General features: G+C 38.4%; 14 protein-coding genes. 4 read left to right on the top strand and 10 right to left on the bottom strand.

All coding sequences use genetic code 11. The annotated features are described in order from the left end of the window. Position 1 precedes the first annotated feature (1 nt). The 6 genes from ugpE to LBE40_RS06400 form a co-directional block, all read right to left on the bottom strand. Positions 2 to 853, bottom strand: coding sequence for a sn-glycerol-3-phosphate ABC transporter permease UgpE (gene ugpE, locus LBE40_RS06425; RefSeq protein WP_004858565.1), 852 nt, complete (start codon positions 851 to 853; stop codon positions 2 to 4). A 10-nt stretch (positions 854 to 863) separates the two neighbouring features. Beyond that, positions 864 to 1748 (bottom strand): sn-glycerol-3-phosphate ABC transporter permease UgpA, encoded by an 885-nt coding sequence (gene ugpA / locus LBE40_RS06420; RefSeq protein WP_004858567.1) that lies wholly within the window; start codon positions 1746 to 1748, stop codon positions 864 to 866. Between the two features lie 106 nt (positions 1749 to 1854). Then, complete coding sequence (gene ugpB, locus LBE40_RS06415; protein WP_208432680.1) at positions 1855 to 3180, bottom strand: sn-glycerol-3-phosphate ABC transporter substrate-binding protein UgpB; 1326 nt, start codon at positions 3178 to 3180, stop codon at positions 1855 to 1857. Between the two features lie 767 nt (positions 3181 to 3947). Next, positions 3948 to 4871, bottom strand: coding sequence for a metal ABC transporter solute-binding protein, Zn/Mn family (locus tag LBE40_RS06410; protein ID WP_004858573.1), 924 nt, complete (start codon positions 4869 to 4871; stop codon positions 3948 to 3950). A 2-nt stretch (positions 4872 to 4873) separates the two neighbouring features. After that, entirely contained in the window at positions 4874 to 5755 is an 882-nt protein-coding gene (locus LBE40_RS06405) for a metal ABC transporter permease (RefSeq protein ID WP_040296824.1), read from the bottom strand. A gap of 3 nt (positions 5756 to 5758) precedes the next feature. Beyond that, positions 5759 to 6511, bottom strand: coding sequence for an ABC transporter ATP-binding protein (locus tag LBE40_RS06400; RefSeq protein ID WP_004858575.1), 753 nt, complete (start codon positions 6509 to 6511; stop codon positions 5759 to 5761). A gap of 697 nt (positions 6512 to 7208) precedes the next feature. Here LBE40_RS06400 and LBE40_RS06395 point away from each other — a divergent pair. The 4 genes from LBE40_RS06395 to nrdF are packed head-to-tail and all read left to right on the top strand — an operon-like array spanning position 7209 to position 10944. Next, positions 7209 to 7427 carry a glutaredoxin family protein gene (locus LBE40_RS06395; protein WP_004858576.1) on the top strand — a complete coding sequence of 73 codons (219 nt, stop codon included), beginning with the start codon at positions 7209 to 7211 and terminating at the stop codon, positions 7425 to 7427. Beyond that, positions 7428 to 7826, top strand: a complete 399-nt coding sequence (nrdI, locus tag LBE40_RS06390) for a class Ib ribonucleoside-diphosphate reductase assembly flavoprotein NrdI (RefSeq protein ID WP_004858580.1) — start codon at positions 7428 to 7430, stop codon at positions 7824 to 7826. It begins immediately after the preceding gene. Further along, complete coding sequence (gene nrdE / locus LBE40_RS06385; RefSeq protein ID WP_040296868.1) at positions 7808 to 9958, top strand: class 1b ribonucleoside-diphosphate reductase subunit alpha; 2151 nt, start codon at positions 7808 to 7810, stop codon at positions 9956 to 9958. Before nrdI ends, nrdE begins: the two co-directional genes overlap by 19 nt. 11 nt (positions 9959 to 9969) lie before the next feature. Then, positions 9970 to 10944 (top strand): class 1b ribonucleoside-diphosphate reductase subunit beta, encoded by a 975-nt coding sequence (nrdF, locus tag LBE40_RS06380; protein ID WP_004858589.1) that lies wholly within the window; start codon positions 9970 to 9972, stop codon positions 10942 to 10944. Here nrdF and prmC read toward each other — a convergent pair. The 4 genes from prmC to secA all read right to left on the bottom strand — a co-directional run bounded on the left by prmC (position 10941) and on the right by secA (position 16230). Then, positions 10941 to 11807 (bottom strand): peptide chain release factor N(5)-glutamine methyltransferase, encoded by an 867-nt coding sequence (gene prmC / locus LBE40_RS06375; RefSeq protein WP_004858591.1) that lies wholly within the window; start codon positions 11805 to 11807, stop codon positions 10941 to 10943. The two genes, nrdF and prmC, sit on opposite strands and share 4 nt — an antisense overlap. Continuing rightward, entirely contained in the window at positions 11804 to 12883 is a 1080-nt protein-coding gene (prfA, locus tag LBE40_RS06370; RefSeq protein WP_004858593.1) for a peptide chain release factor 1, read from the bottom strand. Before prfA ends, prmC begins: the two co-directional genes overlap by 4 nt. A 193-nt stretch (positions 12884 to 13076) precedes the next feature. After that, complete coding sequence (locus LBE40_RS06365; protein WP_004858594.1) at positions 13077 to 13574, bottom strand: Fur family transcriptional regulator; 498 nt, start codon at positions 13572 to 13574, stop codon at positions 13077 to 13079. Beyond that, positions 13513 to 16230, bottom strand: a complete 2718-nt coding sequence (gene secA / locus LBE40_RS06360; RefSeq protein WP_004858596.1) for a preprotein translocase subunit SecA — start codon at positions 16228 to 16230, stop codon at positions 13513 to 13515. Before secA ends, LBE40_RS06365 begins: the two co-directional genes overlap by 62 nt. Positions 16231 to 16378 lie beyond the last annotated feature (148 nt).

Here is a 16378-nt window from a genome sequence, read left to right as displayed (position 1 = left end):
GTTATTTCTCCGTTTCAATAAGGCCTTTGATAAAAAGCCGCTGCATGAAAATGACGACAAGAACAGGCGGGACCATGGCAACGACCGATACTGCCATGAGTATATTCCATTGAGGATCATGTTGAAGTGATTCTACAATAAGCTGTTTCAAAATAATAAGAATAGTTTGATGATTTTGATCAGTTGTCACTATAAGAGGCCAGAGATATTGTATCCATCCATAAATGAACATAATGATAAATAAAGCAGCGATATTGCTTTTGCTAAGAGGAAGAAGAATATCTTTAAAGAATTTAAATGGTCCTGCACCATCAACACGCGCAGCTTCCAAGAGTTCATCAGGCACAGTCAAAAAAAATTGACGAAATAAAAATGTAGCTGTTGCAGATGCAATGAGCGGGATGATCATTCCACTATAGGTGTTTATCATGCCTAACTGTGCAACTACAGTATATGTTGGAATGATGCGGACTTCGACAGGGAGCATCAATGTAACAAAGATGAGAGCAAAAGCAGTTTTGCGAAAGGGGAAGCGCATATAGACAATTGCATAAGCAGAAAGGAGTGAAATAATAATTTTTCCAATACTAATACCAAGAGCCATAATGAGCGAATTCATTAAAAGTGGACAGAGATTGGGCAAACCAAGCTTTTGAAGGCCATCACCAAAGATTGTTTTATAGTTTTCTAGGGCATATTTCCCCGGTAAAAGAGGAAGTATTCCTGAGCTAAATGCCGCTGAGCTATGGGTTGATGCGATGATAGCGACATAAACTGGAAAACAAATAATGATAATGCCAACAATGAGGGTGAGATGGGTTAAAAATTTCAAAACAGGGCGATTTTCAACCATAATTCGCTTCCTAATATTGTACGCGACGTTCAATCCAGCGGAACTGGATAAACGTTAAGACAATAACCATCAACATTAATATTGTTGATTGTGCTGCTGATCCACCGATTATTTGGTTTTTAAAGCCATCATCATACACTTTGTAGACGAGAGTGCTTGTTGCACGTGCAGGACCTCCAGAGGTCATGTTATCAATAATACCAAATGTATCAAACATGACATAATTGATGTTAATGACAAGAAGAAAAAAGGTCGTCGGTGAAATCTGCGGGAATACTACAGTCCAAAACCGTTTAAAAGGACTAGCACCATCAATTGCTGCGGCCTCTATTTGGGAACGTGGAATAGACTGAAGACCTGCAAGAAAAAAGAGAAAATTATAGGAGATTTGTTTCCAGCTGGCTGCAATTACAATAAGGATCATTGCTTGAGTGCCATTAATACGATAGTTCCATATGACACCTATTTTTTCTAAAAGAAAAGGGATAATCCCAATGGTTGGATGAAAAATAAACAACCATAATATACCTGCCAACACTGGAGCAACAGCATAAGGCCAGAGCAAGAGCATTGTGTAAGCTTTTTTTGCACAGATGACTCTATCAACACAGATAGCCAAAAGAAGCGATATCGCCATTGAAGCAAGAGTAACGGAGATAGAAAACACTGCAGTTGTGAGAAGTGATTTCAGATAAGAAGGATCAGTAAGAATTGTCAAATAATTTTCAAAGCCAACAAAGGTTGTCGTAAAACCAAAAGCATCTTCACGCTCGAAAGATGATTTTATCGCTTGGGCAGCAGGCCAAAGGAAAAATAAAAAAGTCACAATAAGCTGGGGCAAAAGCAGCCAATAAGAGAGTAGATTGTTTTTGAAATATGCCTGTTTTTCTTGCATTCGTAGGACTTTTTAAATATAGAGACTTTAGAAAGATGAACAAAAAGAATTGAAGAAACTCAACTATTTGGTGAAGGTTTTGATCTTTAATGATAATCATGAAACCTTAATGATTAGCTTTTTCAAATTCACGTAAGAGTTTATTGCCGCGTTCAACTGTTGTATCTAATCCATTTTTTGGTGTTTTTGAGCCACTAAGAACAGCTTCTAATTCCTGATCAAGAATAGAACGAATTTGCGGTAAATTGCCAAATCGTATACCCTTTGAATTAACAGTCGGCGGGTTAAGAGTAATTTGTTTAATGGCAATATCTGCGCCGGCATTTTTCTCGTAATAATGTTGTTTTTTACTCAGTTCGTAAGCGGTTTTTGTAGTTGGTAGATAACCTGTTGTCTGATGCCACCTAGCTTGAATATCCGCTTTCGAGAGAAATTTAAGAAAAGCTGCGGCACCTGCATATTCTTTAGGCGTATGACCTCTCAAAGCCCAAATAGAAGCTCCACCAATAATTGAGTTCTGTGGTGCTGCATTTATATCGTCATAATAGGGCAGCATACCAAACCCAACTTTAAATTGCGCTTCGGAAACGATACCTGCACGCGACCCTGAAGATTGCATAAAGATTGCGCAGTTTTGTGACATAAACATCGGTGTTGCATCTAATGCACCGGAAGGACCGCCATAGCGGAAAATACCTTGATCAGACCATTTTTTAAGATCAGTCCACATACGTACTTGCTCAGGCCCATTAAACGTGAGCTCTGAATCAAGTCCACCAAAACCATTTTCTTTTGTTCCAAAAGGAACATTATGTAATGCTGAAAAGTTTTCTATGCCAATCCACTGGGCTGCGTAAGCCATTGTAAAACCACAGTTTGCTGCTTTAGTTTCAAGAATTTTTTTGGAGAATTTTTCAACATCTTGCCATGTTTTAGGTGGCTGTTCTGGATCAAGCCCTGCTTTTTTGAAGATATCTTTATTATAATAAAGGATCGGTGTTGAAGCGTTGAATGGTATAGAAAGCATTCGCCCCTGAACATCAGAGTAATAACCACTGATAGCAGGTAAATAATCAGCAAAATCAAGTTGTTGCTTTGTATCAGCCATAAGTTGATAAATGGGATAAACAGCACCTTTTGCAGCCATCATGGTTCCAGTGCCAATCTCATAGATTTGGGCAAGCACCGGTTGTTTCTTTCCGCGAAATGCTGAAATGAGTGAAACCATACCTTCTTCATATTCACCACGAAACGAAGGAACAACTTTGTAATCAGACTGACTGGCATTAAAATCGTTTATGAGTTGTTCAGTCTGTTTTCCTAGTTCGCCGCTCATAGAATGCCAAAAGCTAATTTTTGTTTGTGCAAAACCCGTTGTTGTCACGCTGATAGCAACTATAAATGTCGTTATAAAAAGATAAAAACGAATCATGGCTCCCCCTTTTTGAAGTGATGGAATACAGGTTTCCTCTAGATTTATGGTATTACACATGAACATGCCATGATAGTTTTATTTTAGAAATATATTTTTCCATTTAAACAGGAACCACCAAAAGGTCAAACAAATTTGTTCAGACTTATCTATTTTCCTTCTTGAGAGCTGTCGTATGTTAACCGGATTACTCTGTAAACAGTAGATAAAAAACTGAAATGATTCAAATGAATAAAGCAGAAGGGAAGATCAAGGATACAAAAAGTAAATATCATTCAGTTATGGCTATTGCGGTCTTCAAATTTATTTTTTTCAAGAGAGTTTTTAGTTTTTGTGTTATTTATCTTAATAATTGGGAAATGATAGTTTTGAGGCGATTGTGCATTCCAATTATAATAATGCCTACTAAAGCGGATTTTTTTAATTTATTCAGAAGCTATTTCTCTCTCAAACTTTTGAGTGTACTTGCAAATCATGTTTTGGTTTGTGTTTTAGGAGATGCCTAACAAGCTCTATTTCTTAAGTACATGAGATTTTTCTGCGTGTTTAACAGTATTTTTGATCTATAAAAAAATGATCTGTTTTAGCGTTGTAAGATATTTTCAAGAGCGCATGTGCATTTAGAAGATTTGAAAAACGAGAAAATAAGTTCAAGCGTAAATGGTGTTTTTGTATACAAAAGATTTACTGGTAATTATTGAGAATGATATTTAAAAAAATAATAGAAAAGCATTTTATAGCTTGATTATAGATTTTGTTAATTTTCCTTAGTGTTTTGTCGTCGCATCGATAATAGTTTTAACATTATGTTCCATCATATCGAGATAAGTTGCAGCAGGTCCATTTTCGTCCGACAATGCATCGGAATACAGTGTTCCACCAATTTTTAAACCTGTTTCTTTTGAGATCTGCTTTATGAGACGAGGATTAGAGATATTTTCAACAAACAGTGCGGCTGCTTTATGAGTTTTAATTTGTTTAATAAGTTTGGCTACATCTGCTGCAGTCGCTTCAGCTTCTGTTGAAGCACTTTGAGGTGCAAGTATGGTAAAACCATATTCTTGGGCAAAATAACCAAAGGCGTCGTGAGATGTGATAATAATACGTTTATCTTTTGGGATGGTCGCAATCTTTGATTTAAGTTTTTCTTGTGCTGCTTTAAGCTTTTGGATGTAGGCTTCGGAGTTTTTTCTGTAGTTTGCACAGGATTGTTGATCAATTTTACAGAAGGCAGTGGCGATATTTTTTATATAAATTTCGACATTAGGGATAGTTTGCCAAGCATGTGGATCAATACCACTGTCGTGCTGATGTTGGGCACTAAGTTCTTTATTTTTAATTTCGAGGAGGGGAATGTTGGCACTAACTTCAACAAGAAGTGCTTTTGTTCCGCTTGCTGTGATGAGGCGGTCAATGAAGCCTTCTAAATGAAGTCCGTTGATGAAAATAATATGAGCATTTCTCAGAGCTTGGGCATTATTGGGGGTAGTTTCATAAGTGTGGGCATTTGCATTGGGACCGACCAAAGTAGTCATAGAAATATGGTCACCTCCTACATTTTTTACTAAATCTGCAAGAATAGAAAAGCTCGCGACAACTCTAATCTTATTATGTGCAGCAGCAGAAAATGGAAAAAGGGCAAGCAAGTAGAGAGAGCCAAGCATAACAAATTGTTGAATGAGTTTAAGCACAATTATTTCCTTAAGGTGGGGAGGAATGTATAAAAAAGTTGGGGAAACCATGCCACAATAAAGCCGCGTGGACTTATGAAGCAGGAAAAAAGATAAATAAATCCTGCAGCAATGATAATAGCGGGGCCAGAGGGAAGTGAAAGGTGGAAAGAAAGCAGTAGGCCACATATGCTAGAAATGATTCCCAAAAGTGTGGAAAGTATGCAGATAGGCCCCAGACGTGAAAGCCAAAACCGAGCTGTAATAGCTGGAATCATCATAATGCCTACAGAAAGTAATGTTCCTAGTGATTGGAAGCCACCAACCAAATTTAATACGACAAGTCCGAGCAGTGATACATGAACATATTTACTCAATGGAGAGAGCGATTTAAAAAAGAGGGGGTCAAAGCTTTCTACTACAAGCGCGCGCCAGAAAATGCAGAGACTGCACACTGTGATTAGCATTATAGTAGTAACCAGTAAAAGGGCTTGTGTATCCAATGCAAGTACCGAGCCAAATAAGAGATGAAGCAGATCAATCGTTGAATTTTTAAGTGAAACAATAATAACACCTGCTGCGAGTGCAATAAGATAAAAGACTGTCATTGATGCGTCTTCTTTCTGAAAGCTATTTCGCGAAATCAAGGCGGTTGCTAATGCAACAATAACACCAGCTAAAATGCCGCCAAGTGTCATAGATATGAGAGAAAAGCCACAAAACAGGAAAGCGGCGGCAACACCAGGAAGAATGGCGTGAGATATAGCATCTCCTGTTAAACTCATCCCGCGTAGCATCAAAAATACACCAATAGGGCAAGCGCTGATGGACAGGAGAATTGAACCGATAAGGGCGCTTTGCATAAAATGGAACTCAACGAAGGGGGCAAGAAAAAATTCGTACACGTATTATAGCCTAATAGAGCGAGAATCATTGAAGGGAAGATGTCGTTTTAGTGCGCTAATATGAAAAGAGTTGGATGTGAGAGGTGATATAAAGTGATGAATGTTGTCATGGAAAAATTGTGTTGTTTCTCCATAAAAGGCATTTTGTGTATTAATTTCAATCATGTGGGGAAAATATTCTTGCACAACGAGTGGATCATGGAGTGCTGTAAGAACTGTCCGTCCTTGTTGTTGCCAATGGGTTATCAATGCAAGAAGATCTTTTTGGGTATTACAATCTATACCATTAAAAGGTTCATCGAGCAAAATAATATCAGCATCTTGTACAATAATACGCGCAAAAAGGGCGCGTTGTAATTGGCCACTTGATAGTGTGTCAAGTGAACGAGTGGCGAGTGTCGTGAGCCCAACCATTTCAAGTGCATTCTGAATTTTAGAGTAATAAGGACGCTGGTTTTTCCATAATCCACAAAAAGACCATAGTCCCGTTTTTATAAGCGCTTCCACATCAATTGGAAATGTTTGATCTATATCGCATTGCTGAGCGAGATAAGCAATCCGACTTTTCTTCGGTTTTGTAATTTTACCTCTGATAGGTTTAATCAAACCGGCGATAGCTTTTAGTAGTGTAGATTTTCCAGCACCATTATCACCCGTTATTGCAACCAATGAACCAGCTTTTAATTTTGCTGAAAAACTCTTTATAGCTATTCTATTTACATAGCCTAATGTTGCATTATCGAAATGCAGACCCATAATTTATACCACCTTTGCTTATTTAGCTCCGAAATTTATGTAATAATATAACATTTGTCAACAAAATGTTATATTATTACATATGTTTTGGGAGTTGAGAATCTCAGTGGGAAGATCGTGGAAAATTCAAAATAATAGTTGAATTCTCCTTGACGAAAGAGAGAGGGTGTATACTATATATAGTATCAAAATGATTGGTGATTCTAAATAAGCACAAGTGAGGGTATAGTGTGTTTCGTTTGGTGTCTAAATTATTTCCATAATGTGATCGCGAAGAGTTTATTAACCAAGAATAGAGCAGTATTTCTACCGAAGTGCCTCTGTCGGGGGAATTTCCTTTCGTTTTTGTGAGTTGATTTTTGTATGAAAGCAAAACTAAAGTATTGGGGAGCGGCTATTGGAAGCGTTAGAGGGGGTAGTTTTTTAGACAGTAGGAGGGAATTGTAATGCGAGCAAAGGATTGTTTTATAGCTGAGGGGCTTTACTATTTAAGTTGTCGGATAATCTTTTATTTCTGTCGTAACTTTTCAATTATTTGATGGGGCTGTTGCGTTCAGGAAGTTGTGTTATTTGAGCGAACGTCTAGCTACACGTATTTGCGTACGATTGCTGTTTTTTGTTATTTTTGAGTATCTTAGAGTTATCAGAACTAGCTCTTTGAGGGTTGATTTTTTTAAAATTATGAAAGTTGAAGAAAATGCCAATCACTATTTATAGCAAACCATCTTGCGTCCAATGTGACGCTACGCGTCGCGCTTTTGATGCTAAGGGTATTAATTATCGTGTTGTAGACATTTCCCGCGATGAACAAGCGTATATTTTTGTTCAATCTCTGGGCTATCGTCAGGTTCCTGTCGTCGTTTGTGGTGAAAATCATTGGTCTGGTTTTAGACCGGATATGATTAGTGGTCTTTGAATGGGGCTTATTGTTTATTATTCGAGCGCAACGGGTAATACTGAACATTTTGTCTCTCAACTTGATCAACGAATCCTCAAGATTGATAAAAAAAAGCCGTCTGTGTTAATTGATGAACCTTATATATTAGCTGTTCCTACATATGCAGATGGTGAAGGGAGAGGGGCTGTGCCGAAAGCGGTTATTAGTTTCCTCAATGAGAGAGAGAACCGCAAATTTATTCGTGGTGTCATTGGTGGTGGGAATCGTAATTTTGGTTGCTATTATAATTTAGCGAGTAAAATCATTGCTGAAAAATGTTTTGTGCCTTGTCTGTATCGTTTTGAGTTACGTGGAACTGATGAAGATGTTATTTGTGTGAAGAAGGGATTGGAAAGATTTTGGAAACAATCAGTATAGAACAAGCACAGAAATCAGGTCAGATCATGGATTATCATGCGTTAAATGCAATGCTTAATCTTTATGACGAAAATGGTCATATCCAATTTGATATGGATCGGCTTGCAGCACGGCAATATTTTCTTCAGCATGTTAATCAAAACACGGTTTTTTTTCATAATCTTAAGGAAAAAATAGATTACTTGATAGAAGAAGGTTATTATGAAAAAGCTTTGTTTGAGCTTTATGATTTTTCTTTTATTAAAAGACTTTTTAAACGCGCTTACGCATTTAAGTTTCGCTTTCCTACTTTTTTAGGGGCATTTAAGTACTATACGAGCTATACACTGAAGACTTTTGATGGAAAGCGCTATCTTGAGCGTTATGAAGACCGTGTTTGTCTTGTCGCTTTATATTTAGCACAAGGAAATAAAGCACTTGCTGAAAGTTTTGTGGATGAAATTATTACAGGCCGGTTTCAACCCGCAACACCGACATTTTTGAATGCGGGAAAAAAGCAACGTGGTGAATTAGTATCGTGTTTTTTGTTACGTGTTGAAGACAATATGGAATCGATAGGTCGTTCAGTCAATTCAGCTTTACAGCTTTCGAAACGCGGTGGGGGTGTGGCACTTTGTTTAACCAATTTGCGGGAAGCAGGGGCACCAATTAAGCAAATAGAAAATCAATCTTCAGGTGTATTGCCTGTGATGAAACTTTTGGAAGATTCCTTTTCTTATGCCAATCAACTTGGTGCACGGCAAGGGGCTGGTGCTGTTTATTTACATGCACATCATTTAGATATTATGAAGTTTTTGGATACAAAGCGCGAGAATGCTGATGAAAAAGTCAGAATTAAAACGCTTTCGCTTGGTGTGGTGGTTCCTGATATTACTTTTGAGCTTGCACGTAATAATGAGGACATGTATCTGTTTTCACCTTATGATATTGAGCGCGTTACAGGTAAACCTTTTAGCGATATTTCTTTAACGGAGCATTATCGCTCTTTTGTTGATAATGCAAAGATTCGTAAAAAGAAAATAAGTGCGCGCGTTTTTTTCCAGACATTAGCAGAAATTCAATTTGAATCAGGTTATCCTTATATTTTGTTTGAGGATACTGCCAACCGAGTTAACCCGATAGCTGGGCGTATAAGTATGAGCAATTTATGTTCAGAAATATTGCAGGTAAATGAGGCGAGTGAACTGGAAACGGATTTAACTTATCGCACTGTTGGTAGTGATATATCCTGTAATCTTGGTTCAATGAACATTGCAAAAGCGATGGAAAGCAGTGATTTTGGTCAAACGGTGGAAGCTGCTGTTCGTGCTCTTACTGCTGTTTCCGATATGAGTGATATTGCTTGTGTTCCTTCCATTGCGAAAGGTAACGCTGAAAGCCATGCAATTGGTTTGGGACAAATGAATTTGCATGGTTTTTTAGCGCGGGAGCGGATCTATTATGGGTCTCCAGAAGCGATAGATTTCACCAATATTTATTTTTATATTGTGACATACCATGCAATACGTGCTTCCAATTTAATTGCACGCGAACGTCAGAAAATGTTTGCAGGGTTTGAGAAATCAGCTTACGCAGATGGCAGTTTTTTTGCAAAATATATTGAGAAAGAATGGAAGCCACAATTTGCGCTTGTGCAAGAGCTCTTTACACGAAATAATATTATTATACCAGACCAAAAGGATTGGCAGGAACTCAAGAATTTAGTTGTTGAGTACGGGCTTTATAATCGTAATCTGCAGGCTGTTCCCCCTACAGGGTCTATTTCCTATATTAATCATGCGACATCTTCTATTCATCCGATTGCTTCAAAGATTGAGATTCGCAAAGAGGGGAAGATTGGACGTGTTTATTACCCTGCTCCTTACATGGATAATACGAATTTAAATTTCTACCAAGATGCTTATGAGATTGGTCCTGAAAAAATTATTGATACCTATGCTGCTGCTACACAGCATGTTGATCAAGGTCTTTCATTAACGTTGTTTTTTCCTGATACTGCTACCACGCGCGATATTAACCGCGCACAAATTTATGCTTGGAAAAAAGGTATAAAGAGTATTTATTATATACGGTTGCGGCAAGTAGCGTTGAGTGGAACAGAGGTAGATGGCTGTGTTTCGTGCAGTCTATAGGAGATAATCATATGACAAAGATTACAACCAAAAATCCTGTTGTGTGTGCTATCAATTGGAATAGATTGCATGATGAGAAAGATCTTGAAGTATGGAATCGTTTAACTGGAAATTTTTGGTTACCTGAGAAAGTTCCTCTTTCTAATGATATTCCTTCATGGTTAAGTTTGACAGAGGAAGAACGTAAGCTGACGATTCGTGTTTTTACTGGATTAACTCTCCTAGATACGATTCAAAATACTGTAGGAGCCATTTCACTTATGGCTGACGCAATAACAGAGCACGAGGAAGCAGTATTGACGAATATTGCATTCATGGAAGCGGTTCATGCACGGTCTTATTCTTCTATTTTTTCAACCTTATGTTCGACGGTAGAGGTCGATGATGCGTTTAGGTGGTCAGAAGAAAATATTCATTTGCAAAAAAAGGCTAGATTAGTGCTTGAGCGTTATGAAGCGGATAATCCGCTAAAGAAAAAAATTGCTTCGACTCTGCTGGAAAGCTTTTTATTTTATTCTGGTTTTTATTTGCCCATGTATTGGGCCAGCCGTGCTAAATTGACCAATACAGCTGATCTCATTAGGCTTATCATCCGTGATGAGGCTGTACATGGTTATTATATAGGCTATAAATTTCAATTGGGGTTTGCAAAACTTGATGACGTTCAAAAGCAGGAAATTAAAGATTTTGCTTTTAACTTACTCTTTGACCTTTATAATATTGAATGCAAATATACTGAAGATCTTTATGATGCACTTGGATTGACAGAAGATGTTAAAGTTTTTCTTCATTATAATGCAAACAAGGCCTTAATGAATCTGGGTTTTGAAGCTCTTTTCCCTCCTGAGGTGTGCCGTGTTAATCCCGCTATTTTAGCAGCTTTGTCACCAAGCGCAGATGAAAATCATGACTTCTTTTCAGGGTCTGGCTCTTCTTATGTTATTGGTAAGGCGGTTGCTACCACAGACGATGATTGGGAATTTTAATGATTGCATACAAAAAGAAGTGCACGGGGTATCCCACTTAAGTCTTTGCGCATTTCTAGACATTTGAAGCCATTCTTTTCAAATAAGTCGCAGACTTCTTTTTCTTGAGAGTGGCCGATTTCAACAGCAATATAGCCGTTGTCTTTTAAGTGGTTCGCTGTTTCAAGAGCGAGCTTTCGATAAAAATCAAGACCATCTTTCCCACCGATCAGTGCGCCCAATGGATCATACAGACGCACTTCCTTTGCAAGGTTTTTGATATCCGTTTCCGGAATATAGGGTGGATTGGAAATAATAAGATCAAATTGACCTGTGACAGAATCAAACCAATCGCTAAGAAGAGGTGTAAAGCGGTGCATAACATCCGCATTCTTTGCATTTTTTGTGGCTGTTTTAAGGGCATCTTCAGAAATATCAACAGCTACGGCATAAGATTGGGGAATTTGTTTGAGAATCGCAATGGCAATAACGCCACTTCCTGTTCCCATATCAAGCAGTGTTGTTTTTCCTGATTTTTCCCCCTGTTTTTTGAGGAGAGGTAAAACAAGATCCACCAGTGTTTCTGTGTCGGGACGTGGTTCTAATGTATCTTGAGATAATGTGAAGGATATGCCATAAAACTCCCGTTTTCCGATAATACGGTAAACTGGTTCACCAGCAATACGTCGTTTGATAGCGTTTTCTAACTGCATTCTTTTCTCAAAAGACAAACAAAGATCTGGTTGGAGAATTCTATCAGATGTATTTGTACCTGTTATCCATTCAACGAGTATTTTTGCATCAAGGTTGGCTTCAGAAACTCCTTGGATACGTAATTCTTCTTGAGTTTGTCGGATGATATTGTTGAGAGAATGTTTGGTCATCCATGATTGTCCATTTCCATAAGGAGTGCTGTCTGATGGTCGGATATGAGTGCATGAATAAGTTCATCAAGATCTCCTTCCAATACGCGGTCAAGCTTGTAAAGAGTGAGATTAATACGGTGATCCGTGATACGTCCTTGTGGAAAATTATAGGTACGAATTCGTTCTGAACGATCACCAGAACCGACTTGATTTTTACGGGAGGCTGAACGTTCACTTTCCGCTTTTTGTCGTTCGATATCGAACAAGCGCGCCCGTAGAATTTGAAGCGCCCGTGCTCGGTTTTGGTGTTGTGATTTTTCTGCTTGTACAACCATAATTCCCGTTGGAATATGCGTAATACGAACAGCTGAATCAGTTGTATTGACATGCTGTCCTCCTGCTCCAGAGGCGCGCATCGTATCAATACGAATATCTTCTGGACGAATTTCAATATCAATTTCTTCAGCCTCAGGAAGTACTGCAACGGTGGCAGCAGACGTATGGATACGTCCACCTGTTTCTGTCTCAGGTATGCGTTGCACACGATGAACACCTGATTCAAATTTTAGTTTAGAAAAGACACCTTTTCCTGAAATGGTTGCAATAATTTCTTTATATCCACCAACTTCCCCTTCATTAAGCGAAACGACTTCAACTTTCCAGTTATGAGAAGCGGCATAACGTTCATACATGCGAAAAAGATCACCGGCAAAAAGCGCTGCTTCTGATCCTCCTGTTCCTGCTCGAATTTCAATAATAGCACTTTTTTCATCAGCAACATCTTTAGGCAAAAGAAGAATTTGAAGTTCTTGCTCAAGTTGTTCCGTTTTCTGATATAATAATGGTAGCTCTTCTTGAGCAAGGTTACGCATTTCTATATCTGTTAGTTTATCACTGATCATAGTTTCGAGTTCTGTTATTTCTGTATGGAGAGCATTTAATGTTCGTATGAAGGTAACGATTGGCTGTAATTCTGCATATTCAGAAGCTAATTTTACATAAGTTTCAGCATTTGGATTTTTAGCCATTTGGCTTTCAATTATTTCAAAGCGTTTTTCAAGCTGTCTCATACGATCTTGTGGCAAAGAAACCATGATAATATTGGCCTAATTTGTTATAATACTTTTATTGTAATATTGATGATTGAGTATTTATAGCATCATATAAAAAGGAGTAATAAAGCAGAAAAACTTTCTTGCCAATGAAAACTGTAGGTTCTTAAGGAGAACTTGTGAAAAATTTGGTTTGCATGAAGAGATTTTTGATTATACGTGCGAAACCGTCACTTTAAAAACTGCGTTTTTTCCCATAAAGTTCAAGGCGATGGTGAATAATATCATAGCCAAGAGATTTAGCAATTTCCTCTTGCAGTTTTTCAATGATATCAGAATGAAATTCAATAACTTGCCCTGTTTCCACATCAATGAGATGATCATGGTGTTGCCCATCGGCTTGCTCAAAACGGGATGGTCCACCACTAAAAGTATGACGATGAATTGTCCCGTTTTCTTCTAATATTTTCATGGTTCTATAAACGGTCGAAAGCGAAACGCTAGAATCTATTTTGTGAGCGCGCTGAAAAATTTCAAACGCATTTGGATGGTCATTTGTGTCGGCCAAAATATCAAGAATAATGCGTCTTTGACGTGTTACCCTTAAACCTGCGGTGCGTAATTCCTGTTCATAGTTTCGCTTTTTATTCATCTTCTTAATTGTTTGTTTTTCAAACGAAGGCGCCATGACAATGTTTGTATTTTTTCTCTGAACCACAAGGACAACGCTCATTACGTCCCACCTTCCCCCAAGTGGTTACATCGTTTGGATCACGGTCTTCTGGGTTAACAATTCTATTTTCTTGTGTTTGTGCCCACAGGATTGGAGCATTTTCTTTACCTTGATCATTTGGAACAGAGTTATCAGCATCTTCTTGCTCAAGGTTGAGTGGTTCTGTGGATTGCTGAACGATCTCGAAACGCATGAGTTTGGAAGTAACGATTCTGCGTAAATTTCTAAGCATGCTCTGGAAAAGTTCAAATGACTCCGTTTTATATTCGTTGAGAGGATCCCGTTGTGCATAACCACGGAAACCAACGACAGAACGTAAATGGTCTAAACTTACCAGATGTTCACGCCATAACATGTCAATGGTTTCAAGTAATATAGCTTTATGAAAATAAGCCATAATTTCTGGAGAGTAGCGTTCAGTACGTTCGTTTTCAAGTTTGGTAACAGCATCTGATATGCGTTCTAAAATTTGTTCTTCAGCAATTCCATCTTCTTTTGCCCATTCTTCTACTGGAAGCTCAAGATTGAAGAGTTGGTGAATTTCCCCTTGTAGTGCTTTCACATTCCATTTCTCAGAATATGTTCCAGATGGGACATAGGCTTCTACGAGATCTTCGACCACTTCATTGCGCATTTCAAGAATCATGTCTGTTAAATTATCTGCATTCATGACTTCCATACGCTGTTCAAAAATAACTTTGCGTTGGTCATTCATGACATCGTCATATTTTAACAAATTTTTACGAATTTCAAAATTTCGTGCTTCGACTTTTTTTTGCGCTTTCTCGAGGGCCTTATTAATCCATGGATGTATAATAGCTTCATCTTCCTTCAATCCAAGCTTTTGCAACATACCATCCATACGGTTGGAGCCGAAGATACGCATGAGATCATCTTGAAGAGAAAGAAAAAATTTGGAACGACCAGGATCTCCTTGACGACCAGAACGTCCACGCAGCTGGTTATCAATACGACGGCTTTCATGGCGTTCCGTAGCGATGACGTAAAGACCACCAGCAGCTAATGCTTTTTCTTTGAGTTGCTGAACATCTTTTTTAATTTCTTCAACTTTAGCTGTCCGCTTTGCTCCATCGGGCATATCTTGTAATTCTTGCCGGATACGCATTTCAACATTACCACCAAGCTGTATGTCAGTACCGCGACCAGCCATGTTGGTTGCGATGGTTAAAGCACCAGGAACCCCTGCTTGCGCAATGATATAGGCTTCTTGCTCATGATAGCGGGCATTTAAGACTCTAAAATCGGAAATACCCTCTTTGCGCAAACGTTCTGCTAATTGTTCTGATTTTTCAATAGAAGTTGTTCCAACAAGAATAGGCTGCCCTTTTTCATGTGCTTGACGGATATCACGCACAATAGCACGATATTTCTCTTCTGCTGTTCGATAGATTTCATCGTCTTCATCACAACGTTGTACTGGTAAGTTTGTGGGGACTTCTACAACCTCAAGACCATAAATATTACTGAATTCTTCGGCTTCTGTTGCGGCAGTTCCAGTCATTCCCGACAATTTTCTATACATACGAAAATAATTTTGGAAAGTAATGGAAGCAAGAGTCTGATTTTCTGGTTGAATAGCAACATGCTCTTTAGCTTCTAGGGCTTGATGAAGCCCTTCAGAATAGCGCCGTCCTGGCATCATACGACCTGTAAATTCATCAATGATGACAATTTCACCATTGCGAACAATGTAATCTTTGTCACGGACAAATAACTTATGGGCTTTTAGAGCGTTATTGATATGATGGACGATAGCTACATTTTCTATGTCGTAAAGACTTTCGCCTTTAAGATGTCCGGCTTGTTCGAGCATTCTTTCGATTTTTTCAGTACCAACTTCGGTAAAGGTTGTTGTTTTTTGTTTTTCGTCTATTTCATAGTCTTCTGGAGTTAATGCAGGAATAAATGTATCAATAAGGTTGTAGAAGTCGGTACGATCTTCTAGAGGACCAGAAATAATAAGGGGAGTCCTTGCTTCATCAATAAGGATCGAATCAACTTCATCAACAATTGCGTAATGATGTCCACGCTGGACCATTTGACTACGATCAAAAGCCATATTATCGCGCAGATAATCAAAGCCCAGTTCATTATTTGTTGCATAGGTGATATCGCATGCATAGGCTGCTCGGCGTGCTTCATTATCAAGATCATGAAGAATCACACCGGTTGTTAGCCCCAAAAAACTGAAGATTTTTCCCATTGTTTCAGCATCACGACTAGCAAGATAATCGTTTACCGTAACGACATGAACGCCTTTTCCTTCTAATGCATTGAGATAAATTGGCAGAGTTGCCATTAATGTTTTACCTTCACCGGTGCGCATTTCAGCGATACCGCAGTCATGAAGCACCATTCCACCAATTAGCTGTACATCAAAAGGACGCATATCATAAACACGTTTTGCCGCTTCACGAACAGTTGCAAAAGCTTCTGGTAGGAGCAAATCAACGGTTTCACCTTCCATAAGACGTTTACGAAACTCATCAGTTTTTTGGCAGAGTTGTGCATCGCTTAATTTCACGAATTGCTCTTCCAATGCATTAATTTGTACAACTTTTTGGCGAAGTAATTTGAGACGTCGCTCATGAGCTGAACCAAAAAATTTACGTGCAAAGACACCTAAACCGACCATCCCTGGCCCTTTCTCTTAATTGTTGTCACTTTTTTTGGGTATTCCATATGCTATCCCCATACCCTGCAACTCCCAAGACATTTAATATAACTGGATGCAAAGGGTACAGTTATATTTGTTGGTGTGCAATTTTTCACTTTAATTGTAG

The sequence above is a fragment of the Bartonella taylorii genome, from assembly GCF_023920105.1.
Classification (GTDB): domain Bacteria; phylum Pseudomonadota; class Alphaproteobacteria; order Rhizobiales; family Rhizobiaceae; genus Bartonella; species Bartonella taylorii.
Note: the sequence above shows the minus strand (reverse complement) of the source record. Positions and strands in the feature narration are given on the sequence as shown.